Annotated in this window: 25 protein-coding genes and 1 pseudogene; 12 read left to right on the top strand and 14 right to left on the bottom strand. The window is 69.3% G+C overall.

Features of this window, described 5'->3' with window-relative positions:
• Nucleotides 1-37 precede the first annotated feature (37 nt).
• From ppk2 to OG504_RS47545, 3 genes are all read left to right on the top strand, one after another.
• Nucleotides 38-841: a polyphosphate kinase 2 gene (gene ppk2 / locus OG504_RS47555; protein WP_318022962.1), complete on the top strand. Its 804-nt coding sequence runs from the start codon at nucleotides 38-40 to the stop codon at nucleotides 839-841.
• A gap of 22 nt (nucleotides 842-863) precedes the next feature.
• Nucleotides 864-2,579 (top strand): SulP family inorganic anion transporter, encoded by a 1,716-nt coding sequence (locus OG504_RS47550; protein WP_405995390.1) that lies wholly within the window; start codon nucleotides 864-866, stop codon nucleotides 2,577-2,579.
• A 247-nt stretch (nucleotides 2,580-2,826) separates the two neighbouring features.
• On the top strand, nucleotides 2,827-3,678 hold the full coding sequence (locus tag OG504_RS47545) for an alpha/beta hydrolase (protein ID WP_405995389.1): 852 nt from the start codon (nucleotides 2,827-2,829) through the stop codon (nucleotides 3,676-3,678).
• A 207-nt stretch (nucleotides 3,679-3,885) separates the two neighbouring features.
• Here the strand turns inward: OG504_RS47545 and OG504_RS47540 are convergent, their stop codons facing one another.
• The 4 genes and pseudogenes from OG504_RS47540 to OG504_RS47525 form a co-directional block, all read right to left on the bottom strand.
• Nucleotides 3,886-4,197, bottom strand: a complete 312-nt coding sequence (locus OG504_RS47540; protein WP_405995388.1) for a hypothetical protein — start codon at nucleotides 4,195-4,197, stop codon at nucleotides 3,886-3,888.
• Between the two features lie 291 nt (nucleotides 4,198-4,488).
• A pseudogene (locus OG504_RS47535) lies at nucleotides 4,489-4,814 on the bottom strand (ISL3 family transposase); the annotation flags it as partial.
• A 70-nt stretch (nucleotides 4,815-4,884) separates the two neighbouring features.
• Nucleotides 4,885-5,361 (bottom strand): nitroreductase/quinone reductase family protein, encoded by a 477-nt coding sequence (locus OG504_RS47530; RefSeq protein ID WP_405995387.1) that lies wholly within the window; start codon nucleotides 5,359-5,361, stop codon nucleotides 4,885-4,887.
• Nucleotides 5,358-6,137 carry an SDR family oxidoreductase gene (locus OG504_RS47525; RefSeq protein ID WP_405995386.1) on the bottom strand — a complete coding sequence of 260 codons (780 nt, stop codon included), beginning with the start codon at nucleotides 6,135-6,137 and terminating at the stop codon, nucleotides 5,358-5,360. The genes OG504_RS47530 and OG504_RS47525 overlap by 4 nt, the downstream gene beginning before the upstream one ends.
• Nucleotides 6,138-6,281: 144 nt before the next feature.
• Here OG504_RS47525 and OG504_RS47520 point away from each other — a divergent pair, with 144 nt between their 5' ends.
• The gene (locus tag OG504_RS47520; RefSeq protein WP_405995385.1) at nucleotides 6,282-6,926 is read left to right on the top strand and encodes a TetR/AcrR family transcriptional regulator; all 645 of its coding nucleotides are present in this window, start codon (nucleotides 6,282-6,284) and stop codon (nucleotides 6,924-6,926) included.
• Between the two features lie 583 nt (nucleotides 6,927-7,509).
• A complete protein-coding gene (locus OG504_RS47515) occupies nucleotides 7,510-8,169 on the top strand; it encodes an MSMEG_1061 family FMN-dependent PPOX-type flavoprotein (RefSeq protein ID WP_405995384.1) in 660 nt (219 codons plus the stop codon).
• Between the two features lie 131 nt (nucleotides 8,170-8,300).
• Here OG504_RS47515 and OG504_RS47510 read toward each other — a convergent pair whose 3' ends face one another.
• The 4 genes from OG504_RS47510 to OG504_RS47495 form a co-directional block, all read right to left on the bottom strand.
• Nucleotides 8,301-8,450, bottom strand: coding sequence for a hypothetical protein (locus OG504_RS47510; RefSeq protein ID WP_405995383.1), 150 nt, complete (start codon nucleotides 8,448-8,450; stop codon nucleotides 8,301-8,303).
• A gap of 45 nt (nucleotides 8,451-8,495) precedes the next feature.
• Nucleotides 8,496-9,203, bottom strand: a complete 708-nt coding sequence (locus OG504_RS47505; protein WP_405995382.1) for a hypothetical protein — start codon at nucleotides 9,201-9,203, stop codon at nucleotides 8,496-8,498.
• A gap of 704 nt (nucleotides 9,204-9,907) precedes the next feature.
• Nucleotides 9,908-10,630, bottom strand: coding sequence for a dienelactone hydrolase family protein (locus OG504_RS47500; RefSeq protein ID WP_405995381.1), 723 nt, complete (start codon nucleotides 10,628-10,630; stop codon nucleotides 9,908-9,910).
• Nucleotides 10,631-10,874: 244 nt separating this feature from the next.
• The gene (locus OG504_RS47495) at nucleotides 10,875-11,606 is read right to left on the bottom strand and encodes an MgtC/SapB family protein (protein WP_405995380.1); all 732 of its coding nucleotides are present in this window, start codon (nucleotides 11,604-11,606) and stop codon (nucleotides 10,875-10,877) included.
• Between the two features lie 202 nt (nucleotides 11,607-11,808).
• Between OG504_RS47495 and OG504_RS47490 the strand changes: the two genes are divergently transcribed.
• From OG504_RS47490 to OG504_RS47460, 7 genes are all read left to right on the top strand, one after another.
• Complete coding sequence (locus OG504_RS47490) at nucleotides 11,809-12,381, top strand: dihydrofolate reductase family protein (RefSeq protein WP_405995379.1); 573 nt, start codon at nucleotides 11,809-11,811, stop codon at nucleotides 12,379-12,381.
• Between the two features lie 220 nt (nucleotides 12,382-12,601).
• Complete coding sequence (locus OG504_RS47485; RefSeq protein WP_405995378.1) at nucleotides 12,602-15,337, top strand: ricin-type beta-trefoil lectin domain protein; 2,736 nt, start codon at nucleotides 12,602-12,604, stop codon at nucleotides 15,335-15,337.
• Between the two features lie 123 nt (nucleotides 15,338-15,460).
• Entirely contained in the window at nucleotides 15,461-15,916 is a 456-nt protein-coding gene (locus OG504_RS47480; RefSeq protein WP_405995377.1) for an RpiB/LacA/LacB family sugar-phosphate isomerase, read from the top strand.
• A 151-nt stretch (nucleotides 15,917-16,067) separates the two neighbouring features.
• Complete coding sequence (locus OG504_RS47475; RefSeq protein WP_405995376.1) at nucleotides 16,068-17,462, top strand: hypothetical protein; 1,395 nt, start codon at nucleotides 16,068-16,070, stop codon at nucleotides 17,460-17,462.
• A gap of 101 nt (nucleotides 17,463-17,563) precedes the next feature.
• Nucleotides 17,564-17,734, top strand: coding sequence for a hydrophobic protein (locus OG504_RS47470; protein WP_078652406.1), 171 nt, complete (start codon nucleotides 17,564-17,566; stop codon nucleotides 17,732-17,734).
• A gap of 49 nt (nucleotides 17,735-17,783) precedes the next feature.
• Nucleotides 17,784-18,134, top strand: coding sequence for a PRC-barrel domain containing protein (locus OG504_RS47465; RefSeq protein ID WP_405995375.1), 351 nt, complete (start codon nucleotides 17,784-17,786; stop codon nucleotides 18,132-18,134).
• A gap of 169 nt (nucleotides 18,135-18,303) precedes the next feature.
• A complete protein-coding gene (locus tag OG504_RS47460) occupies nucleotides 18,304-19,236 on the top strand; it encodes an anti-sigma factor RsbA family regulatory protein (RefSeq protein ID WP_405996605.1) in 933 nt (310 codons plus the stop codon).
• A gap of 4 nt (nucleotides 19,237-19,240) precedes the next feature.
• Here the strand turns inward: OG504_RS47460 and OG504_RS47455 are convergent, their stop codons facing one another.
• From OG504_RS47455 to OG504_RS47430, 6 genes are all read right to left on the bottom strand, one after another.
• Entirely contained in the window at nucleotides 19,241-19,603 is a 363-nt protein-coding gene (locus OG504_RS47455; protein ID WP_405995374.1) for an STAS domain-containing protein, read from the bottom strand.
• Nucleotides 19,600-20,895 carry a PP2C family protein-serine/threonine phosphatase gene (locus tag OG504_RS47450; protein WP_405995373.1) on the bottom strand — a complete coding sequence of 432 codons (1,296 nt, stop codon included), beginning with the start codon at nucleotides 20,893-20,895 and terminating at the stop codon, nucleotides 19,600-19,602. Before OG504_RS47450 ends, OG504_RS47455 begins: the two co-directional genes overlap by 4 nt.
• A complete protein-coding gene (locus OG504_RS47445; protein WP_405995372.1) occupies nucleotides 20,895-21,704 on the bottom strand; it encodes an alpha/beta fold hydrolase in 810 nt (269 codons plus the stop codon). The genes OG504_RS47450 and OG504_RS47445 overlap by 1 nt, the downstream gene beginning before the upstream one ends.
• A gap of 61 nt (nucleotides 21,705-21,765) precedes the next feature.
• A complete protein-coding gene (locus tag OG504_RS47440; RefSeq protein WP_405995371.1) occupies nucleotides 21,766-22,209 on the bottom strand; it encodes a hypothetical protein in 444 nt (147 codons plus the stop codon).
• Between the two features lie 52 nt (nucleotides 22,210-22,261).
• Entirely contained in the window at nucleotides 22,262-23,137 is an 876-nt protein-coding gene (locus OG504_RS47435) for an RNA polymerase sigma factor SigF (protein ID WP_405996604.1), read from the bottom strand.
• Nucleotides 23,138-23,361: 224 nt separating this feature from the next.
• Nucleotides 23,362-24,216, bottom strand: coding sequence for a DUF1206 domain-containing protein (locus OG504_RS47430; RefSeq protein WP_405995370.1), 855 nt, complete (start codon nucleotides 24,214-24,216; stop codon nucleotides 23,362-23,364).
• Between the last annotated feature and the right edge of the window lie 33 nt (nucleotides 24,217-24,249).

The following is a 24,249-nucleotide window of genomic DNA, read 5'->3' as shown; positions in this document are numbered from 1 at the left end:
CGAGGAACCGTGCACGTGACCGAGGGGTTGAGGCAGCATGGCCGGCAAGAAGGCGACGAAGCTGCCGCGCGAGAAGTACGAGACCGAACTGCTGCGCCTGCAGACCGAGTTGGTCAAGCTCCAGGAGTGGGTACGGGCCGAGGGCACCCGAGTGGTCATCGTCTTCGAGGGGCGGGACGCCGCCGGCAAGGGCGGCACCATCAAGCGGGTCGCCGAGCACCTCAACCCGCGTGTCGCCCGGATCGCCGCGCTGCCGAAACCGACCGACCGCCAGCGCACCCAGTGGTACTTCCAGCGGTACGTCGAGCATCTGCCGGCCGCCGGGGAGATCGTCCTCTTCGACCGCAGCTGGTACAACCGGGCCGGCGTCGAGCGGGTGATGGGCTTCTGCACCCAGGAGGAGTACCAGCTGTTCCTGCGCCAGTGCCCCATCTTCGAGCGGATGCTCGTCGAGGACGGGATCGTGCTGCGCAAGTACTGGTTCTCCGTGAGCGACTCCGTGCAGCAGGACCGGTTCCGGCGCCGCCTGGAGGACCCGCTGCGCCGCTGGAAGCTGTCGCCGATGGACCTGGAGTCCATCACCCACTGGGAGGCCTACTCGCGGGCGAAGGACGAGATGCTGGTGCACACCGACATCTCGGAGGCCCCGTGGTACGTCGTCGAGAGCGACGACAAGCGCCGGGCCCGCCTGAACATGATCGCCCACCTGCTCGACTCCCTCCCCTACCACGAGGTGTCTCCCCCGGTCCTCGAACTCCCGCCCCGCCCGCCGTCCACCGGCTACGAACGCCCGCCGCGCGACCTCCAGACCTTCGTCCCGGACCACGCGGCGAGCCTCTGAGCCGGTCGGGTCGAGGAGCACCATGTCCCCCAGCCCGGGCGGACGCGTCCTGAAGTGGCGGCGCCTGACGCCCGGAATCGCCGCGCTGGCCGGATACCGGCGCGCCTGGCTGCGCGGCGATCTGCTGGCCGGCGTCACGGTCGCCGCGTACCTCGTCCCGCAGGTGATGGCGTACGCCGGGGTGGCCGGCCTCCCGCCGGTCGCCGGCCTGTGGGCGATCCTCCCCGCGCTCGCGCTCTACGCCGTACTCGGCTCGTCCCGGCTGCTCTCGGTCGGCCCCGAGTCGACGACGGCACTGATGACGGCAACGGTGGTGGGCCCGCTCGCGGCCGGCGATCCGAGCCGCTACGCCACCCTCGCCGCCGCCCTCGCGGTCACGGTCGGCCTGCTCTGCCTCGTCGCATGGGCAGTACGCCTCGGCTTCGTGGCCGATCTCCTCTCCCGCCCGGTCCTGATCGGCTACCTGGCGGGCGTGGCCCTGATCATGATCGTGGACCAACTCCCCAAGCTCACCGGGGTGTCGACGACAGGCTCGGCGTTCTTCCCACAACTCTGGTCGTTCCTACGCCACTTGGGCCAACTCCACACGCCCACAATCCTGTTCGCCGCCGTCACGCTCGCGTTCCTGTTCACGGTGGCGCGCCTGTCCCGGATGGTGCCCGGCCCGCTGCTGGCCGTGGTGCTCGGCACGGCGGCCGTGGTCGTCTTCGACCTCGACGACCGCTACGACATCAAGGTGATCGGCAACGTCCCGGCAGGCCTCCCCACGGTCGGTCTGCCGGACCTCACCCAACTCCCCCACCTGGTACTGCCCGCGCTCGGCGTCCTGCTCGTCGCCTACACCGACTTCATCCTCACCGCCCGCGCCTTCACCGGCGGCGACGAGGACGACGGCCCCGGCCTGGACGCCGACCAGGAGTTCCTGGCACTGGGCGCGGCCAACCTCGGCGCAGGCGTGCTCCACGGCTTCCCGGTGAGCAGCAGCGCCAGCCGCACCGCGCTCGCCTCCTCGGCGGGCGCCCGCAGCCAGGCGTACTCACTGATCGCCGGAGCGGTCGTCCTGGCGGTCCTCCTCTTCCTGAGCCCCCTCCTCACCCGCACCCCCTCGGCGGTCCTCGGCGCCCTCGTCGTCTACGCCGCCGTCCGCATGATCGACCTCACCGGCTTCCACCGCCTGGCCACCTTCCGCCGCCGCGAACTCCTGCTCGCACTGGGCTGTTTGGCCGGAGTACTGGCCTTGGACATCCTCTACGGCGTCATCGTCGCCGTAGGCCTGTCGGTGGCCGAACTCCTCACCCGGGTGGCCCGTCCGCACGACGCCGTCGAGGGCCTGGTCCCCGGCGTCGCCGGCATGCACGACGTGGACGACTACCCGCAGGCCCGCACGATCCCCGGCCTGCTCGTCTACCGCTACGACTCCCCGCTCTTCTTCGCCAACGCGGAGAACTTCCGCCGCCGCGCCCTGGCCGCCGTAGCCCAACAGGCCGTCCCCGTCCGCTGGTTCGTCCTCAACGCCGAGGCCAACGTGGAGGTGGACATCACCGCCCTGGACGCGGTCGACGAACTCCGCCGCGAACTCGCCCACCGCGGCGTCGTGTTCGCCCTCGCCCGGGTCAAACAGGACCTCCTGGACGACCTGGAGACATACGGCCTGGTGGACTCGGTCGGCACGGACCACATCTTCCCGACCTTGCCCACGGCTGTGGCCGCGTACCGGGAGTGGAGCAGCCGCTCCTGAACGCGCCACCCGCGCGGCGGACCCCGGCATCTAGGTCACATTGCCGATGCCACCGCAAAAGCGCTCCTCATAGGGTCCATGGCATGCCACACCGATGAAGCCGCCCGTGCGCGGCTGAGCCCGCCGACCGAGCCGAACTCCTGCGGCCACCTGTTCGGTTGACGCCCACCGCTCTCGCGCAGCAGCTGAGCGGCGAGCGCGCCGTCAGACCCATTCCCGATCTCCATCCCCATGCCTGAGGAGTCCCATGAGTTCCGATGTTTCCCGCCGGCGGGTACTGGCCGCCGGAGCGGCGCTGGCCGGGTCGGCGGCGCTGATCGCCGGCGCAGAAGGAACGGCCGGCGCGGCGACGGCCACAACTGGTAGCGGTGAGGAGAAGTCCAAGGTGAAGCCCACGATCGTATTGGTGCATGGCGGGTACGCCGATTCGTCCTGCTGGAACGCCACCATCGGGGAGTTGCAGGACAAGGGCTACACCACGGTCTGCGCCGCGAACCCGCTGCGGGGCATTCCGACCGACGCCCCGTACGTCGCGAGTCTGCTGGACTCCATCAGCGGACCGGTCGTGCTCGTCGCGCACTCCATGGGCGGCACGGTCATCACGAACGCCGCCGCCGGGAAGTCCAACGTCAAGGCGTTGGTCTACATCGCGGCGTTCGTGCCCGACGTGGGCGAGACGCAGGGCGAGCTCATCACCAAGTTCCCCGGCAGCGAGGTCGAGCCGGTGAGCGTGCCGGTCCCGTACACGAAGGCCGACGGTACGACCGGCACCGATCTGTACCTGAGCAAGGACGGCCAGGCGGCCTTCGCCGCCGACATCTCCACCGCCGACTTCCGGGTCCTCCAAGCCACGCAGCGGCCGTTCGACGCCGATTCGTTCGTCTTCCCGACCACGGCCGCTGCCTGGAAGACGATCCCGTCGTGGGGCCTGGTCGCCGGCCAGGACAAGGCGATCCCGCCGGCGTGCGAGCGCTGGATGTACAGCCGCGCGAACGCGCGCAAGGTCGTCGAAGTACCGCGCTCGTCCCACGTCGCGATGATCAGCCACCCGAAGATCGTCGCCAACCTCATCACGGACGCCGCCAAGGCGGTCAGCTGACACCCGCGACCAGCGCCCCGGTCCACCACCACGGACCGGGGCGCGCTTCCGCTCTCCTACGGCCTCGACCCGTCGGCACGCTTCGGACCGACCCGCACGGGCAACGGCCGTTGGACGTACGGCGGTTCGGGGATGCGACCGGAGTCGACATGCCGAGTGAGTGCCCAGATCTTATCGGTGCACAAAATCTACTTGGGAGATCGTTTCCTACGGAGCGGACATTGTCCGGTCAGCTCCGGTCCGCCCATCGTGGTATGTCACCGTCCAATTGCGACCCAGCTCTTGAGCAAGCAGTACAGCCAACTCCTCGCCCACCCGGTAAAAGGACAGCCCGGCTTCTTGTGACGAGAATCCAGACGATGCGGGGTCGTCCTCACAGAGAATTCCGTCATACTCGTCGGCCCACTCGCTCAAACGCTTCGCCAATTTCGACGACAGCCCAAGGCGCGGATCGTCGGGCGCAATGTCACCTGCCTGTGGACCGCTCAGCCAGAGGGGATGGCACTCGTAGTCCGCCATGAGTCGAATGGTCCGCAACTCGGGCCAGTCATTCATGAAAAACCTCGCATGTTCGCCCCCCAATATAGCCGTTGCTGCCCACGGTGACCGCAACCCTGCATGTCTTGCCTTTGTAGACCAGCTTGAGGATCGGCCGCCCCGCGCCCTTGCCCTGATAGCCTACGGCCTTCCCTTCGCATGCGGCCTTGATGACGAATGCGGGAATTCATCCCCGTGATCCATGACATGGCGAAGCCCGGCTTTCGAATTCGCGAGATGCCGCCATTATTCCCTCGACGTCACCCCGAACTTACCGATGACCAACACGTTGCCGAACCATGCCGAGTCGTCGATCACGACCCGCTTGCCCTCGGCGAGGACAGCGTCGTTGGCGGTGTTGCACGCGACTCCGAGCCCTTCGGCGACCCGGGCGACGGTGAGGTGTCCGACCACGATCCCTTCTAGCGCCCACCGCAGCCCGCGGCGCGACAACCTGGTCTGCGGATCGGGACCAGCAACGTCGTGGGCCGGCAGCCGAGCGGCTCGTGGGCCAGGCACCGGGTCACGGTGTCCCGCGGGGTCCCTTCACAGCCGCAGCGGTGACACTAACGGTCGGGTTCGACGCCCCTGCACGCGAGGCGAAGAGCCGCTCCAGCCGCGACTGCACCCCAGTCCCTGGGAGTAGGTCATCGGTCGAGGGAACCGCGATCACGGCCGATGGCGAAAGCCGATGCGCATCAGCCGACTGTCAGCCCAGTCTTCGAGCCGAGTCGGCCGGATGGTGCCGGGGTCGTGGGGCTGATTGAGATCCGCCACGATCTCCGCCAGCACGGCCTGACGTTCAGCCGGGTCGGTGACAGGCGTGGCCCGTGCGGGCAGATCCGCACGGATCCCGTTCTTGAGGTGGAAGGTGAAGTCGGGTTTGGCGAGAAGGTTCGCATGCCAGTCGGTCGCGGCACCGCCGGCTCCGCTGCACAGGTAGGTGGAGCCCGCAGCTCGGTAGAAGAAGATCTCGATGCGGCGTGCCCGGCCGGTGCGGCGCCCCAGCGTCGTGATGTCGATGATCCGTTCTCCGGTGCCCGCGGCTGGGGTGATCTCGATGGCTCGTCGGATGTGGTCGGGCAGGTGGGACAGAGACGCGTCCCGTGCGGAGTCGTTCGACCCGGTCGTGTCCGGAGTGCTCATGCGGCCTCGGCCTGAAGGGCGGGGCCGAGGAGGAGTCCACCGTCGATGACGTACTCCGACCCCGTGATGAACGACGCGTCCGATGACGTGAGGAACAGGAGGAGACGGCTGACGTCGGTCGGCTCCCCGAGCCGGGGGACAGCGAACGGCTCGGGTGAGTAGAAGTCGGCGATCGCCGCGACTGCGCCGGCTGCTGGTTCGTGGATGAAGGGGGTCGAGATCACGCCGGGGTGGATGGTGTTGACCCGGATGTGGTCGCGGCCGAGCTCGAGTGCTGCCGTTTGGGTAAGGCCTCGAACGGCCCACCTGCTGGCGACGTACGGCGCGTAGTGAGCCGTTCCGCCCAGGCCCATGGTCGAGGCGACGTTGACGATGGCTCCCCCTGCTGCGCGGCGCAGAGCGGGGGCTGCGGCCTTGATGCCGAGGAAGGTCCCTGTGAGGTTGACGTCGAGGATGCGCGACCACGTGGCCTGCTCCGTGTTCTCGATTGTTGCAGGCGGATTCTGCACGCCCGCGTTGTTGACGAGCACGTTCAGGGCGCCGAAGGCGCTCTCGGCGGCCAGCACAGCGGCGGACCACGAGCTCTCGTCGGTGACGTCAAGGCGGGCGAAGCGAGCGCGGGTCCCGAGCTCGTCGGCGAGAGCGGCGCCGCGTTCCGCGTCGATGCCGCCGATCACCACGTTCGCCCCCTCCGCGTGAAAGGCGCGCACGTGGCTCGAGCCCTGGCCGCCGGCCCCACCGGTCACGAGCACGGTCTGGTTGTCGAAGCGGGGCATCAGATGTTCCTTCGGTACGTGGGTGAATGACCGGGTTCATCAGTGATGAACGGCGGCCAGTGGTGAGCCGATCGACTCACCATCGCCCTGACGCTAAGTCCGCGGCAGTGGCGAGTCAAGCCACTCACCTCGTATGCTCGGCCCATGAACAGGGTCGTGACGACGTATCACCAGCGCGTTGCCCAGGAGAAGCGCACGCTGATCGTGGCGGCCGCGACCGCACTGTTTCTCGAGTTGGGCTACGACCGGACGTCGCTGGCGCGGATCGCAGAGCGCTCGGGCGTTTCGCGGGCCACCTTGTTCAAGCAGTTCCCGAGCAAAGCTGCCCTGTTCGACGCCATCGTGACCGAGTCCTGGTCGACCGCTGACGAGGAGGATCCTCCGCCGGCAGGCAACGTCGTCGACGGGCTCAGCATCATCGGTCGCCGTTACGCCGAGCTGTTGGGCCGCGCCCGGATGACCGACCTGTTCAGGATCGTCATCGCCGAGCTGCCGCGGTTCCCTGAGCTGGCCCATGCACAGTTCTCGCACGGGAAGATGCCCTACTTCGAGTCCGTACGCAGCTACCTCCTGGCTGAGCACGAGGCGGGAACGGTGCGGATCGAGGACGTGGACCTCGCGGCCACCCAGTTCCTGGGCATGATCTCCAACTACGTCTTCTGGCCGACACTCCTGGTGCCGGGCTGGGAGGTGAGCGCCGAACGCGTCGCTCAGGTGGTCGACGAGGCCGTCCGCACCGTCGCCGCCCGGTACGCCACGGCTGGACCAGGGGCGTCCACCAACGACTGAGTCCCGCCGCCACCAAGGCGCTGATGCCTACGCAATCGAGGCCGTCGGCGCCAAGGGCGTTCGCAGGACATCCCGGGGAATCCGGGGGCGGCCTGTGTGGGCGAAAGACCTGGAACTTCTTCCCGTCGATCCGCAAGATGCCGTCCTCGGCCGCGGCATGGGCGAACCCCTCCGCCAGGGTCCGCCGCCGGATGCCGGGCCGGTCGGCAATGACGACTCCGCGGTCCGCCGGCAGCGGGCGGGACATCCCGGATCACCCGGCCATGTCCTGAAGGGACCCTCGCAGAACTCGCCCGACGCCTCACGGGTCAGCCCGCTCCGCAGGTGGACCAGGGTCACCCGGAGCTGACCGGTTGAGGACGGTTTGCATTTCGGCCCGGCCTCCGCCTCCCACCCGCGGTTACCCTCACGTCGCTCATGGCGCCCGGACTCGACAGTGCCGCCTCCCAACGCGGGGCGAGCACCGCGACAGACTCGCCCCAGCTCACCCAACTACTGATGGGACAGCTCGCGTAGCCGTCCGCATGTCCCCGCGCTCACCGACCATGGGGCAATCGCAGGTCGGCTCGCTAGGCTCGGAGGCATGACCTCACCCCTTGTCGGCAGTGCATTCGACTCGCTCCGCCTCGACGCCTTGCGCGACCAGGAGGCGCTGCGCCAGGTCTACGGACTCCCGCGCGACCCGGCCGCACGGAAGCAGATGACCGAACTCACCGAACAGACCCGGCGGTTGATCGGCTGCTCATCGCTGGTTCTGGTCGCCAGTGTGGACGCCGACGGCAACTGTGACGTCTCCCCGCGCGGCGGCCCCGCCGGGTTCGTCGCCGTCCTGGACGCACGGACGGTGGCGATACCGGACGCGACCGGCAACAAGCGTCTGGACACCCTGCAGAACGTCGTCGCCACCGGACGGGCCGGGCTGCTGTTCGTCATCCCGGGACGCACCACGACACTCAGGATGAACGGCCGCGCCTGCATCTCCACCGACCCGGAGCTGCTGTCGCAGCTGACCGCCGTGGGCAAGCCGCCGGCCAGCGCGCTGGTCCTGGGCATCGAGGAGGTCTACCCGCACTGCCCCAAGGCCTTCCTGCGCAGCGCGGCCTGGAAGCCCGAGCAATGGCTGCCTGCGGACGCCCAGCCGACCTCCGCCGAAGTGACACTGGCCCAACTCCGCATGCCCGAGCTGACGATCGCCGACATCGAGCAGGCGGAGGCGGACTCGCTGAAGTACCGGTACGAGTAACGGGCCGTCCTGCGCTTGCTGAACCATCAGCCCCCGAAATCCAGACCGGTCCGCCCCAAGATCAATCGCGGGACGGCCGGTCAGTCCGCGTCCCGTCACAACAGCGCGCTGATCACGGCCCCGGACAGTCCCTAGTTTTTCTGCAGGACGCGGGTGACACCCGCGATGACGGCGGTCGTCAGCACCCAGCCGAAGGCGATCAGCAGGTAGGCCAGCCACTGGAGACCGCCGTTCGACCAGTACCAGGCCGTGCGCTGGCCCAGGCCGCCGATGGGGATCAACAGGTCGAGCGTGTAGACGAGGGGCTGGAACGGGGCGCCTTCGCCTCATTGGACCGGGGTGGGGGCGTGTGTGCTGAAGGACAGCGTGCCCAGCAAGGTCAGCGCGAGGAGCCAGACGCCTGCCAGCCAGGGGCGGTAGCCGTAACCGACGGTCACGTCGAGCAGGTGCCCCCACACACGGGCGGCCGCGGACAGAGTCTGACGCCGATGGCGCTGTTTGGCCAGGAGTACGCGGCGGGCGTCGTCGTCGTGACCGGCCTTGCGATACCAGCTCGCCAACTGCTCATAGGGCTGAGGGCTGCAGCCCGGGCTGCGTCGTATCCACGCCACACGGTGGGCCGCAGAGTCCCGCCGCCCCACGGCCTCCCGCCGCTCGCCTGCCTCATCCACCTTGATGGAGCCGTAGACGAAACCGTCCGGCTCTACCGCCTCCGGCCAGCTGCGCTCGCTGTCGTGGAGGTAGGACACCTGCGCCCCCCGCAGGTCCACGGTGCCGGACGGTGGCCGGGCGAGGGTGAAGTCGAAGTCGACGGCCTGCATCAGCAGGGCGACCAATGATGAGCCGTGGCCGTCGGGCGGCCCGTTGAGGACGGCTCCTTCAAAGGTCAGGAGATCCGAGATCCGGGCACCCCGCAGCCGTACAGTCCCGTTCGCGATGAACCCGTCGGAGAGGTCGAGCGTCGAGGCCACGGCGTTGTCCAGGGCGAGTGCCACCCCGCGCCGGCCTGGGCGTTCCGGTAGTGCGCCCCGCATGTGCAGTCCGCCTGGCAACTGTGCCCCATGAGGCGGACTTCACCGTGATGAGCGACAAGGCGGTGACCCTGCGGTGAAAGGGCGAGGCGGAGCCGCTTTCCAGGCGAGAGCGCCGCAGGTCGAGGCGTCCCTCGACTCGGATCAAGCCGGCGTCCACGCCCGGCAGCCGGCTGCCCACGATCGCGATCGACTGGGTCGACGCTCCGGAGAGGTCCACGCCCTCCTCGAACCAGCAGTCCTCAAGCCAGAGGGCATGAGCGACCTGCGCGCCGGCCAGGGTGAGGTGCCCGGATATCCGCGCCCCGGCGAGCCTCAGACACGCGACGGCGCCCGACTGCGTGGTGTTCGCGCCCTGAAGGAGCGCCACGGTCACGGCGGCCCGAACCGTCCGCCCGGGACCCCGCTGCCCGCCCCCGGCGACACGGTCCTCCTCGGGCACACCCGCGCGCAGGTCCGCCCGGGGTCCCTCGGGAAACGCGTCCCACAGCTCACGCTCCGGTGGGGTCAACTCGCCGTACGAGAGCACCAGTTCAGAGTAGTGATCTTCCTCCGCGCCCGCCTCACCGCATGGGGCACAGGCCGACGAGTACTCACGGCGCCGACGACCGAGCGCCGCCCCGGTCGTGGTGATACCGCACTGTCCAGTACCCCCACGACCGGGGCGATCGCACATCTACGTCCGCCGCCGCCCCGTCGGCCCGCCCCTACTTCAAGTGCCGCCCGAAGAACCGATCCCCGTCCTCCCGCTCGAACCACGGTGTACCGGTGTGCCCGCCCAGATTCGCGTGCAGCGTCTTCTCCTTGGTGCCGAAGGCGTCGAACAGGTCCAGGGCCCGCTGCCGGGGGTTCCCCTCGTCGTCCCACTGCAGCAGGAACAGCAGCGGAACGGTGACCTGCCGGGCCTCCTCGCGCTGGGCGCGGGGCACGTAACCCCCGGCGAAGAAACCGGCGGCGGCGATGCGCGGCTCGAGAACCGCCAGCCGAATGCCGAGGGCGGTCCACCCCGAGTATCCGACCGGGCCGCCGATCTCGGGCAGCGCGAGGAGAGCGTCCAGGGTGGTCCGCCATTCCGGGACCGCCTTCTCGACCAGCGGGCCGACGAAGGACTCGAAGATCTCGTCGACCGGCTCGCCGGCCTTCATCGCCCGGCGAAGTTCGGCGCGGGCCTGTTCGTCGGCGGCGGAGCGGGGCCGGTCACCGCACCCGGCGGCGTCGATCGAGGCCACCGCGTAGCCGTACGCCGCGGACAGCCGGGCCCGGGTCACCAGCCGGGGTTCCGCCTTGGGCAGGCCGTTGTTGTGGGCCATCAGGATCAGCGGGGCCGGTGCGACGGATTCAGGGGTCCACAGGGTGCCGGGGATCTCGCCGAGGGTGAATTCGCGTTCGAGGACGCCGTCGTCGAGGCGTCGCTCAGAAGTGAAGTGCATGGTCGTGCCTTTCGGGAGGGCAGCTTTACGGCGCTCCCGGACGACCTATCGCCCGACCGTGACCACGGAGGAGAGCACCCACGTCGATACTTCGTTCACGGGTACCACCTCCTCGTTCTCTCGCACGGCCTCCGGGAAAGTAGCAGTGGTCCCCGTGGTCCGCCAACGGATTTTCGCGAAGGCGCCCTCGCCGGACACCGCTTCACAGCACACCGGACACCGCCCCACCCCGCACGAACCGGCCCTACTCCTCGTCACCGGCCGCCGTCAGTTCGACCTCCGTCACACCGTCGTTCTGGAACAGCTCGGACGTCAACCGACCCGCGTCGGCCGCCCCTTCCAGCCGCAACAGCACCCGCGCGGCCGGATCAGCCCGCTCGGGCAACCGGTCGACCTTGACCTCCTGGATGCGGAAACCCCTCCGCGTGCACGTCTCCATCAACTGCGGCAGCAGCGCCGTTCCGGTCCGGTAGGTCAGCCGCACCTCGAACGACCCCGCCTCCGCGCCGGGCATCATGCGCGCGAACAGCAACGGATATCCGCGTACGACGAGGAAGTGCACGGCGGTCGTGGCCAGCGCGAGGATCGGCAGGCCGCCGCCGCAGGCCATGCCGACCGCGCAGGTGAGCCAGATCGTGGCGGCGGTCGTGAGACCCCGTACCGCGTCCCGTCGTACGAAGATCAGGCCCCCGCCGATGAAACCGATCCCGGAGACGATCTGGGCCGCCACGCGGGACGGGTCGAAGGAGACGTTGTCCAGACCGAGGACATTCGTGAAGCCGTGCTGGGAGACCTCCATCATCAGCGCGCTGGCGATGCCGACCAGCGTGTGCGTGCGCAGTCCGGCGCTCTTCTGCTGGGCCGCCCGCTCCCAGCCGATCAGGGTCGACAGCAGCAACGCCAGCCCCAGTTCGGCGAGTTGGCGCAACCCCTGCCCATTGCTCACGTCCCACAACGGGACCGCCAGTCCAGCCACCCCGCACCTCCCTTCCCTTCCGGCTCCCCGCCCTCCGACAGAGAGCCCCTACCCGGATGGACGGGACCATGCCCACCCGACAACTCCACCTCCGACAACTCACTCCTCCTTGACAATTTTTTTTGTCGGTTGGATCCTGGAGTGGCTCGCACACAGACCCTCACACCGACCCGCACGCACACCGACCACCCGAGGAACCACCATGCGCACCCTGATCAGCACCGCCTTCATCTCCCTCGACGGCGTCATGGAGGCCCCGGGCGGCGAACCCGGCTACCGCAACACCGGCTGGACCTTCAAGGAGGTCGAGTTCCTGCCCGAGTCGTTCGACATCAAGGGGCGGGAGCAGCTGGAGTCCGCCGCGATGCTGATGGGCCGGGCCAGCTACGAGGCGTTCAGCCCGGTGTGGCCCGACATGGACGAGTTCGCGCACTACAAGACGCTGCCGAAGTACATCGTCTCCACCACCCTCACCGACGACCGACTCGTGTCGAACTGGGGCGAGACCACGATCCTGCGCTCCCTCGACGAGGTCGCCGCCCTGAAGGAGACCGAGGGCGGCCCGATCATCGTGCACGGCAGCGCCGCCCTCAACCACGGCCTCGCGGACGCGGGCCTGGTCGACCGCTACCACCTGCTCGTCTTCCCGCTGCTGCTCGGCGCCGGAAAGCGCCTGTTCCCCGCCACCGACAAGGACACCCAGAAGCTGAAGCTGGTCGAGCACGCCGTGTACGCCAACGGACTGCAGCTGAACGTCCTCGACGTCGTGCGCTGACCACGCCTCGACCGGAACACATCCCAACAACCGCACCTCAACAGGTGTAGACCCTTGACTCTGATTCAACACAACTCCACACTGTCGCCCAAACCTCCACGGACAGTCAGAACGGCGCCCGCCCACTCCTGAGAGCGCTCTCCGGAACTGTCCTCACCCCCCGCTGGAGAAGGACGACACTGTGCGAAGAACTCTGAGATGCCTTCTGCCCTTATGGGTCATGGCCCTGGTCGCCGCCCTCTGCTCGGTCGGCGCGCAACCGGCCCAGGCGGCAGCCACGGCCACCTCGATCACCGTGGACGGTGGTCAGAGCGGCCGGACGTTCGACGGGATCGGCGCGATCAGCGGCGGCGGGGGCAACTCCCGTCTGCTGCGCGACTATCCGGCCGCCCAGCAGGCGCAGATCCTGGACTACCTGTTCAAGCCGGGCTACGGAGCGAACCTCCAGTTGCTGAAACTGGAGATCGGCGGGGACGCCAACTCCACCGACGGCTCGGAACCGTCCATCGAGCACACCAAGGGACAGATCAACTGCGACGCCGGCTACGAGTTCTGGCTCGCCGAGCAGGCCAGGGCCCGTAACCCGGACATCAAGTTGTACGGTCTGGCCTGGACCGCCCCCGGCTGGATCAGCGGCGGGTTCTGGTCCACCGACACCATCAACTACCTGATCTCCTGGCTGGGTTGTGCCAAGCAGCACGGTCTGCCGATCAGTTACCTCGGCGGCTGGAACGAGCGGAGCCACGACGTCGACTGGTACATCCAGTTGCGGTCGGCGCTCGACAGCGCCGGATACGGCAGCGTGCAGATCGTCGGCGACGACTCGGGCTGGAGCGTCGCGGACGACATGGCGAGCAACTCGGCATTCAACAACGCCGTGTCGGTCATCGGCGCCCACTACCCCTGCGCGGGCGGCGACGGCGGCAGCGCGGACACCTGCTCCAGCACCACCACGGCGAAGAACAACGGCAAACCGCTGTGGGCGTCGGAGAACGGTTCGCTGGACATGGACGCCGGAGCACCGGCGCTGATCCGCTCCATCGTGCGCGGCTACGTCGACGCACGCATGACCGCGTACCTCAACTGGCCGCTGGTCGCGGCCATTTACCCCAACCTTCCCTACGGCACGGTCGGCCTGGCCACCGCGAACTCGCCGTGGTCCGGGAACTACTCGATCGGCGAGAACACCTGGGCGACCGCGCAGGTCACCCAATTCGCCCAGCCGGGCTGGAAGTTCATCGACTCCGCGTCGGGCTACCTCGGCGGTGCCGAGTCCAACGGCACCTACGCGACGCTGAAGTCGCCGAACGGCTCCGACTACTCCACGGTGCTGGAGACCACCACCGCCACGGTGGCGCAGACGGTCGACGTCCAGGTGCAGGGCGGTCTTTCGACCGGTGCGGTGCACGTGTGGGCGACCCGGGTCAACAGCCCCAGCCCGGCCACCGACTTCACGCACACGCAGGACATCACCCCGGCAGCCGGCTCGTACTCGCTGACGCTCCAGCCGGGTTGGATCTACACGGTCACCACGACCACCGGCCAGGGCAAGGGCACCGCCACCGCGCCGGCCGCCCACGCCCTCGCGCTGCCGTACGGCGACACGTTCGACAACGATGCCACCCGCACCGAGGCGACGTATCTGTCCGACATGCAGGGCTCGTTCGAGGCACGCCCGTGCGCGGACGGCCGTAGCGGACAGTGCGTGCAGCAGGTGACGCCGGTCAAGCCGATCGAGTGGCAGGACGACTCCGACGCCTTCTCGCTGCTCGGCGATCCGACGTGGACCGACTACACCGTCAAGGCCGACGTGAACCTCCAACAGGCCGGTACGGTCGAGCTGTTGGGCCGGGCCAACACCCAGAACCGCCCGCAGAGTCACCAGGCCGCCTATCTGCTGCGGGTGAGCGACACGGGTAGCTGGTCCATCGTCAGGAGTTCGGCGGCGGGCACCCTGACCACACTGGCCTCCGGAACCCGGGCGGCGCTCGGCACGCACGCGTGGCACACGCTGGCCCTCGGCTTCTCCGGCGACCAGATCACCGCCACCGCCGACGGCGTCAACCTCGGTACCACCAGCGACAGTTCGTACTCCGCGGGCCAGATCGGCATCGGCGTGGTGGGCTACCAGACCGACCAGTTCGACAACCTCTCCGTCACCGCCAACCCGCCGGGCAACCACGGCGGCATCCTCAAGGGCCGCCAGTCCGGCCTGTGCGCGGACGTCCCCGGAGCGAGCCGGACCAACGGCACCCAACTCGCCCTATGGGACTGCAACGGAGCTGCCAACCAGTCCTGGACCCTGACACCCGCCGGCCAACTCACCGTCTACAGCGGGGCGAAGTGCCTGGACGCCAAGGCCAGCGGCACGACGGACGGCACCCCGGTGCAGATCTACGACTGCAACAACTCCGCGGCGCAGAAGTGGACGGTGGGCAGCGACGGCACGGTGGTCAACCCCAACTCGGGCAAGTGCCTGGACGCCACGGCCGGTGGCACCACGCCTGGCACCCTGCTGGAGCTCTGGACCTGCACCCGTGGCACCAACCAGAGCTGGCTGCGCGGTGCGGTCGCGGCGCCCCTCAAGGGCCAGGAGTCCGGCCGCTGTGTCGACGTCCCCGGCGCCAACCAGACCAACGGCACCCGGCCCGCCCTCTGGGACTGCAACGGCGGCACGAACCAGACCGGGACGTCCACGAACACCAACCAGCTGACCGTCTACGACTCCAAGTGCCTTGAGGTCACGGGCGGCGCCACCGCCGACGGCAGCCCGGTGGAGATCTGGGACTGCGGCGGTTCCGCGGCCCAGCAGTGGCGGGTGCGTTCCGACGGCAGTGTCGTCAACGTGGGCTCCGGCAAGTGCCTGGACGCGGTCGGCCACGGCACGGCCGACAGCACGGCACTGGAGATCTGGACCTGCACGGCCGGCGCCAACCAGGTCTGGCGCCGGTCCTAGCCGTCATCGGCTCCCACCGGGTCGTGGACGGCACGGGCTCAACTGCCCACGACCCGGCGGGAGTCGCTCGACAGGCCCACTCCGAACTGGCACCGGACCGATCCGCTGAGTAGCCTCCGGGGCATGCGGATCTCTGTTTCCTCGGACATGGACGAACCCGTGGCGCGTTCCCTCGTCGCGGAGTTGCGCGGCCGGGGCCACGAGGTGGTGACGCACGGGGCGTTGCGTCCCGGGGACGACCCGCAGTGGGCGGTCTGCTCGGAGGCGGCGGCCCGCGAGGTCGCCACCGGGACGTCGGACCAGGCGGTCGTGTGCTGCTGGACCGGCACGGGCGCGTCGATCGCCGCGAACAAGGTGCCGGGCGTACGGGCGGCCCTGTGCGCGGACGCGTACACGGCGGACGGCGCCCGCCGCTGGAACGACGCCAACGTCCTGGCCCTCAGCCTGCGACTGACGTCCGAGCCGCTGCTCAAGGAGATCCTCGACGCCTGGTTCACCGCGGCGGCGAGCGAGGACGCCGACGACCGGGAGAACGTGTCCCGCATCGGGCAGCTCGACCTGAACAGGCCTGCCCTGTAGGCAAGTTCGAGCGGGCGGGGCTCATGTCCCGCTGCGCAAAAATCTCATGCGTGGACCTGTGTCGCCCCCATACGATCCCCTCGCCGCCCGTACACCAGTGCGCATCCAGGCGCCGTGACACGGGCATCCAAACGGGAGGGATCACTTGACCATGTCCTTCGGCGCGCGCTCGCGTGCCGTCCTCGCCTCTGTCGGAACCATCGGCCTGGCGCTGGCCGCAGCCGTGTCGCCCGCCAGCGCGGCCGACGCGACCCCCGTCACACCGGCCCAGCTGTTCAACGGCTACCAGAGCTGCTCGACCGATTCGGACCGGCCCACCTACCTCTGGGCCGGCAACGGCCTCACCGTCGAGGGCATTCCGGAGACCACCGACACGACCAGCAACTCCCCGGTGACCGTGCAGTACCAGGTCTGGCCGGTCGCCGACCCGACGCACACCACGACGGTCTCCCGCCCCTACGCCCTCCCCGGATCCGAGGCCGCCGCCAACCTGCCCGCCGACGCGCTCCCCGACGGGCAGTCCTACGCGTGGCGGGCACAGACCGTGGCCGGGGGCGTGGCATCGGACTGGTCCGCTCCCTGTTACATCGCGATCGACAACACGCGTCCGGTGAGCACTCCCGGCATCACCTCGTCCAACTACCCTCAGGGCGCGCGGAGTCCAGGCGGAAGTCCGGTCGAGTTCACGCTGAACGCCAACGGCGACGAGGATGTCACCGGGTTCGAGTACTCCTGGCAGCAGGACCTCCCGATCGCCGGTTACGCGAACATCGGCGAGCACGGAGTCCCGCAGTTCGTCGACCCGTACGCCGACCCGAGATACTTCACCCGCGCCGACGCCCCGGGCGGCTCGGCCACGATCAGCCTGCTCCCGCCGAGCGGCTCCTCAGGTCCGATGACCCTGTGGGTGCGCGGCCTCGACCGGGCGTACAACGGATCGGCGATCACCGGCTACTCCTTCTTCCTCAACTCCACGGCGCCCACCGTCACTCCGGCCGTCGCGTCGCCCGCGTTCGACAGGCCGACCACCTTCACGTTCCAGCCCGACGCAGGCCTCCAGTCGACGAGTCCGGTCGTCAGCTACTCCGTGGAGTTCATCGGCGGGCAGGGCGCCGACAGGACCGTCGACGTCGCGGCGAGGCCGGACGGCACAGCGAGCACCGAGCTCACACTGGACGGCATCTACGGCGAGTCCCTCCGGGTGAGCAGCAGGAGCGCCAACGGCTGGGTCGGCGACGCCACTTTCTGGGGCATCACCTACGACACCACGCCCACCGTCGCCTCGGACGTCTACCCCGAGAACGCGTCCGGCGGCGGCGCCGGCGTCCCCGGCACCTTCACGCTCAGCCCGAAGGTGAAGGGCGTCGCGAGCTACACGTACTCCGTCAACGGGGACCCGGAGGTCACGGTCGCCGCGGGCGCGCACCACACCGCGAGCGTCGACTGGACCCCGGCCACGGCCGGTGACTACAACCTCACGGTCTACGCGACGACCCGCTCCGGCATCCAACTGGCGCCGTACTACTACTCCTTCACCGTGAGCTGAACCGCGTCACGGTCACACCCGATCCCCGGTGTGGTTTTTCGTTTCCTCCGGCGCATGATTCATTTCCGGCAGGGCACTCGGACGCCTGGAGGTCGATACATATGTTTCCCCTGATCCTTGTTCTTCTCCTGGCACTGCTGCTTTTCGGTGCGGGATTCGCCATCAAAATTCTTTGGTGGGTCGCAATCGTCGTTCTCGTCCTGTGGCTGCTGGGATTCGTCGCCCGCTCGACGGGTTCCGGCGGTACTCGAGGACGTTGGTACCGCTGGTAGGAGATAAATCACCGATCTCGAAATTCACCCACCATAAAGCGAGGTTTACATGGCGGACGACATGTGGGACTACCAGGCCGAGTCGGGCCACCAGACCGGTACGGATCTGACCGGATTCAAGGTCGAGGCGAGCGACGGCTCGATCGGCAAGGTGGACAAGCACTCCGAGGACGTCGGGGCCATGTACATCGTCGTCGACACCGGCGTGTGGATCTTCGGCAAGCACGTGCTGCTGCCCGTCGGGACGATCGCGTCCATCGACGTCGCGGGGCGGACGATCCACGTCGGCCGAACGAAGGAAGAGATCAAGAACTCCCCGGAGTTCGACAAGGACAAGCACCCCGGCGACGCCGGGTACCACGAGCAGGTCGGCGGCTACTACGGGCACCCCCGCGCCTGATCGGCATTCGCGGCTCGACAGGGTGGTGGGCACCGGCAGTTCCGCCGGTGCCCACCACCCTGTCGTGCTACCCCCGTAGACTGCCGGGGCGGTGACCGCCGTCCTCCTTGTCACCGCGCTCCGTGGACATGTCCTGGCCCGGCCCGACAAGGATCGAGGTGGCGGCGCGATGAGTACGGCCACCGACGGTGCACCGTTCGCGCATCCCGCGCTGTTCTACCGGGGTGAGGAGCAGTACACGGCCGGTACGGTGCCGTTCGTACGGGCGGGGCTGGCCGCCGGAGAGGCCGTCGCGGTCGCCGTTCCCGGCCCCCACCTCGAACTCATCAGGACCGGACTCGGATCGGGCGCCGACGGTGTTCGGTTCCTCGACATGACCGAGGTCGGGCGCAACCCGGGGCGGATCATCCCGGGAGTGCTGAGGGCCTTCGCCGACGCCCATGCCGACGGCGGCCGGGTGCGGATCATCGGCGAGCCGATCTGGCCCGGCCGCACGGCCCTCGAGTACCCGGCGTGCGTGCAGCACGAGGCGCTGATCAACTCCGCGTTCCGGGACCGTGAGGTGACGATCCTCTGTCCGTACGACGCGGACCGGCTGGAGCCCGACGTGCTCGCCGACGCCCGCGCCACACACCCGGTCGTCATCGACGAAGGCGCCCAACTGCCCAGCGCCGCCTACGATCCACAGCGCGCCATCGCCCGCTACAACGAGCCGCTCCCCCACCCACCGGGCGCCGCGTCCATCGTGTTCGAAGCGGGAGAGCTCCCCAAGTCCCGCTATTTCGCGGTACAGGAGGCCGAGCGGCTGGGCCTGGCCGGCGTACGGCTGCAGGATCTGACGCTGGCCGTCGCGGAGTTGACCACCAACAGCGTGCTGCACGGCGGCGGTTCGGGGACGCTGCGGATCTGGGCCGAGGACGAGCGGATCGTCTGCGAGGTGCACGACCACGGCCGGCTGACGGATCCGCTGGCCGGTCGGCGCCCGCCGTCACGTGACCAACCCGGCGGGCGGGGGCTGCTGTTGGTGCACTACGTCGCCGATCTCGTCCGCGTCCATACGGCGTCGGACGGCACAACCATCCGTTTCTACCTGGCCCGTTGACGCCTCAGCGGCGGTTCGCCGGAGGGGTCCAGGCCGCCTCGGCGTCCTGTGCGGTGGGGTGGGTCCGGAAGACCTGGTCGAGCCCGACCATGTGGAAGATCCGGCTGATGTGACCCGGGACCGCCGCCAGCGCGATGCCCGCCCGGGCGGCGAGGGCGTGGTTGCGGGCCGCGAGCAGGGCGGTGATGCCACTGGAGTCGCAGAAGGTGACGCCGGTCAGGTCGACGACGAGCTGCTGGCCGTCCTGGAGCGCCAACTCGGGCAGGAGTTCACGCACCTGGGTGTAGCTGTCGTAGTCGAGTTCTCCGGAGAGTTCGACGACGGGCCCTGCGGGTGTGGTCCGGGTGCGGATCGCTAGTTGGGTCACGGCTGCTCTTCGCTGGTGGGTCGGGGCACGTTGATGGCGAGGACGGCGGTGTCGTCGTCGACGCCGGTACCGAAGGTGTCGAGCAGGTCGCGGATCGCGGCGACGGCGCCGGACGCGGTGGTGGGCGCCAGGGCGCGGGCGAAGTCGAGGAGGGCCTCGTCCCCGTAGCGGTCGGCGTCCCTGGTGTGGGCCGGGCGTGCTTCGGTGAGCCCGTCCGTGTGGAGCAGCAGGGTGTCGCCGGCCGCCAGGCGGACGGTGGCGGTGGCGATATGGGCGTCGGGCAGCACGCCGATGAGCTGTCCGCCGGGGGTGTCCAGATGGTCGGCGCTGCCGTCCGCGCGCAGGAGCAGGGCGGGCGGGTGGCCGCCGCTGGCCAGGGTGATGCGGAAGCCGCCGTGGTCGCCCTCGGGGGTGAGCAGCCCGAACACGACGGTGCAGAAGCGCGGGTCGTGGCCGTTGTACTCGTGGTTGAGGACGGTGTTGAGGTTGCCCAGGACGGCGACCGGGTCGGGGTCGTAGACGGCGGCGGCGCGCAGTGTGTAGCGGGCCAGCGAGGTGACGGCCGCCGCCGCGGCGCCCTTGCCGCACACGTCCCCGAGGAACAGCCCCCAGGTCCCTGCGGAGAGGGGGAAGAGGTCGTAGAAGTCGCCGCCGACCATGTCGGTGGAGGCCACGTGGTAGTGCGCGGCCACGTCAAGTCCCGGCACGTTCACCAGAGTTGGGGGCAGCAAGGTCTGCTGGAGGGTGGCGTTGAGGCGCTTGAGTTCCTCGCGTTCGAGCTCTGCCTCCTTGCGGGCGCGCAGCAGTTCCGTCTCGTAGGCGCGGCGGTCGCGGGCGTCGAAGACGGTGGTCCGGATCAGCAGCGGCTGGCCGTCGCCACCGGTCTTGACGGTGGAGGTCACCAGCACGGGCAGCCGGCTGCCGTCGGTCGCCTTGAGTTCGAGGGCGATCCCGCTGACCTCGCCCTGCATGCGCAGCAGCGGGCCGAAGTGGGTCTCGTGGTAGAGCCGGCCGCCCACGGTCAACAGGTCGGAGAAGGTCCTGCGGCCCACCAGGTCGCCGTGGTCGTAGCCGAGCCAGTCGAGCAGCGTCGTGTTGATCTTCGCGATGGTGCCGTCCAGCAGCGTGGAGAGGTAGCCGCACGGCGCGTGTTCGTACAGGTCCTCGGCGCTGTCCTCCAGGAGCGCGGAAAACGCCGCGTGGTCGTCACCGGGCTGTTTGCCGGGAGACTGCTCGTGACATCTCTCGGACGGCCGGTGATCGCCGTTCTCGCCGTCGCCGCTCGCGCCCATCAGCGCAGGGCCTCGACGAAGTCGGTGATCGCGGCGGCCGTTTCCTCCGGGGCGGCGAGCTGCGGGCAGTGCCCGGTCGCGTCCAGGGTGACCAGCCGGCTGCCCGGGATCCGGTCCTGGACGAAGGCTCCGACCTCCAGGGGCGCGATCGCGTCGACGGAGCACTGCGCGACCAGCGTGGGCACGGTCACCTTGGCGAGGTCCTCGCGGTTGTCGGAGAGGAACGTGACGCGGGCGAAGACACGGGCGATGCCGGGATCGGCGCGGCAGAAGCTGTTGGTCAACTCCTCGCCCAGTTCCGGGCGTTCGGGATTGCCCATGATCACCGGCGCCATGGCGCCCGACCAGCCCAGGTAGTTCGCGTCCAGCGACTCCAGCAGCTCGTCGATGTCCTCGGCGCTGAACCCGCCGCGGTAGCCGGTGGCCGGGTCGTCGATGAAGCACGGCGAGGGAGCCAGGAGCACCAGTCCGGCGAACGCCTCCGGCTCGCGTGCCGCGGCCAGGACGCCCATCATCGCGCTCACCGAGTGCCCCACGAACGTCACGGGGCCCAGCGCCAACTCACGGCAGATGTCCAGCACGTCATCGGTGTAGCCGTCCAGAGTGGAGTAGCGCTCCGGGCTCCAGGCGGACAGGTCGGAGCGGCCGGCGCCCACGTGGTCGAAGAGCACCACGGTGAAGTCGCGCTCCAGGAGCGGTACCACCAGCCGCCACATGTGCTGGTCGCACCCGAAGCCGTGCGCCAGCATCACGACCGGCCCGCCGGGCCGACCCGACACCGTCACATGGTTCCTGCTCCGCATACCCATGCGGCACATCCTCACAGACCGCTTCCTTCTCCACCTGCCGTGCCCACCCCGTACCGGCGCCTCAGAGCTGCTTCGGCTTGCCCAGGGACCAGCCGGACACGTCCGTGAGCCGGCCGCGCCACAGGGGCATGACCGCGGTCCCGCCCCCGCCGGCGACACCGGTGGCGTCGCGCAGATGGATCCACTGCGGCAGCCGTTGCGGACCGGGTCCCTGCCTGTCCGCGACCACCTCGTCCACCTGCTGCGGGAACCGCTCCAGCAGCTGCGCGCCGGAGCCGTCCATGCCGTGCAGGCTGCGTGCCCAGTCGGTGGTCCAGGCCTCGTGGGAGATCAGGTCGCCGTAGAGGAAGGCGCCTCCGACGGTGAGCGTGATGGGCAGGGCGGCCTCGGCGTCCTGGCCGATCAGGCGTACCAGCAACTGGAGTTGGAGGTCGGGCACGGGCTCCGTCACGATCGGTGCGGCGGGCTGGTGCAGGGGATCGTGGTCCGTGCTCGTGGTGCTCATGCGGGGTGATCCTTTCGGTGCCGCGCGAGGGAACAACTGTCGGGCGGGCGGATCACGTGGGCAGGAGGCCGGTGCGCAGCTTGGCGAGGGTGCGGTTGAGCAGGCGGGAGATGTGCATCTGCGAGAGGTTCAGCTCGCGGCCGATCTCCGCCTGGGTCAGCTCCTGGCCGAAGCGCATCTCGATGATGACCCGCTCCCGCTCGTCGAGCTGTTGCAGCAGCGGGCCGAGCGTGTGGAGGTCCTCGAACAGCTCCAGCGCCGGGTCGGCGTCACCCATCGTGTCCGCGTACTTCGGCGCGCTGTCGGACTCGTCGTCACCGCTCGGGGTGTCGATGGACCCGGCGACATAGCCGTTCGCGGCGACCAGGCCCTCGATGATCTCGTCCTCGGACAGCTCCAGGTGCGCGGCGAGTTCCTTCACCGTGGGGGTGCGGCCCAGCTCGGTGCCGAGGGTCTCCTTGCTCTTCGCGAGGTCGACCCGGAGTTCCTGGAGTCGACGCGGGACGTGCACGGCCCAGGTGGTGTCACGGAAGAACCGCTTGATCTCACCGAGGATGTAGGGGATCGCGAAGGAGGTGAACTCGACCTCGCGGGTCAGGTCGAAGCGGTCGATGGCCTTGATCAGACCGATCGTGCCGACCTGGATGACGTCCTCCATGTCACCGCTGCCCCGGTTGCGGAACCGGCGTGCCGCGAAGGCCACCAGCGACAGGTTCATCTCGATCAGCGTGTTCCGCGCGTACTGGTACTCCTGGGTGCCCTCCTCCAGCTCCTGCAGCCGGTCGAGGAACATCCGGGACATCGCCCGCGCGTCCTTGGGAGCGACCTTGGCCCCGTCCTCGATCCACGGGAGGTCGTCCACGACATCCGGTGCTCCCGCGCGGACAGGAGCAGTTGCCTCGGGAGCCTTCACGGAGGAAGCCACGATGCCGCCTTAACTGGAGAACAGGACGAACGTCGCGTGCCCCCTTCCGGCACAACCATGTCTCCCGGGACCTCACAATTCCGCAGTCGGCCGAAAAGTCTGCCCCGCGAGGCTCCGCCGACACGGGGAACGCACCTGGTTTCACACCATTTCGCGGTTTCTTCACACCACTTCATGGGTTCTACGACGATGCCGTGCACCGGGTCGTGGTGCGGGGGTCCCGGGGTTCACAGCCGGCGCCAGCGTGCCGAGGCGAACGAGAAACCGCCGAACAGCACCAGTCCGACGGCGACGGCGACCAGCAGCCACGGCCCCGCCGGAGTGTGCGCGAAGGTGCGCAGGGTGGCGTCCATGCCCTTGGCCTGGTGCGGGTCGAAGCGGATGGCGGCCACCAGCACGAACACACCCACCCCGGCGAACACGGCACCGCGCGCGGCACCGCCGCCCACGCCCAGGCCGGTGACGACCTGCCGTACCCGGCGCCTCATCTTCCCGGTCTCCAGCCGCCGCAGGAAACGCCGCATCACCGCGCGCACCGCGAGGGTCACGCCGACGCCGATCAGGACGCAGCCGGCGAGACCCACCAGCACCTGGCCGCCCGGCAGTTTCAACGCCGAGGCGGTCCAGTCCTGCGACTTGGCGTCGCTGCCGGACGACCCGCCGGTCCCGGCGGCGAAGGACGCCGTACCCCAGCAGACGAAGCCGTAGAACACGGCCCGGCCGCCGTCCAGCAGGCGCGAACCGACCTTGTTCTTCGGCCCGTTCGCCAGCAGCGCCTGGGACGCCCGCCAGATCGCCATGCAGCCGAAGCCGACGACGAGCATCCACAGCATCCACTTCCCGAAGGGCTGCGCCGCGACCTGTTGCAACGCGCCCTGCCGGTCCGCCTCCCGGCCCCCGCCGCCGAACGCGATCTGCAGGGCGAGCGCGCCGACGAGGACGTACACGACACCGCGTGCGACGAATCCGGCGCGCCCGGTGACCGCGAGCGCCTGCTTGCCCTCGGCCTCTCCCGGTGCATGGCTCCGGGCGGTCGAACTCGCCCTCCGGAAGCCCCACTTGTGCGTCTGCGACGAGGTCATGATGCCTTTCCTGGAGACACTGGACGAGCCGAA

Origin of the sequence: Streptomyces sp. NBC_00986, assembly GCF_045162565.1 — a bacterium.
Classification (GTDB): domain Bacteria; phylum Actinomycetota; class Actinomycetes; order Streptomycetales; family Streptomycetaceae; genus Streptomyces.
Note: the sequence above shows the minus strand (reverse complement) of the source record. Positions and strands in the feature narration are given on the sequence as shown.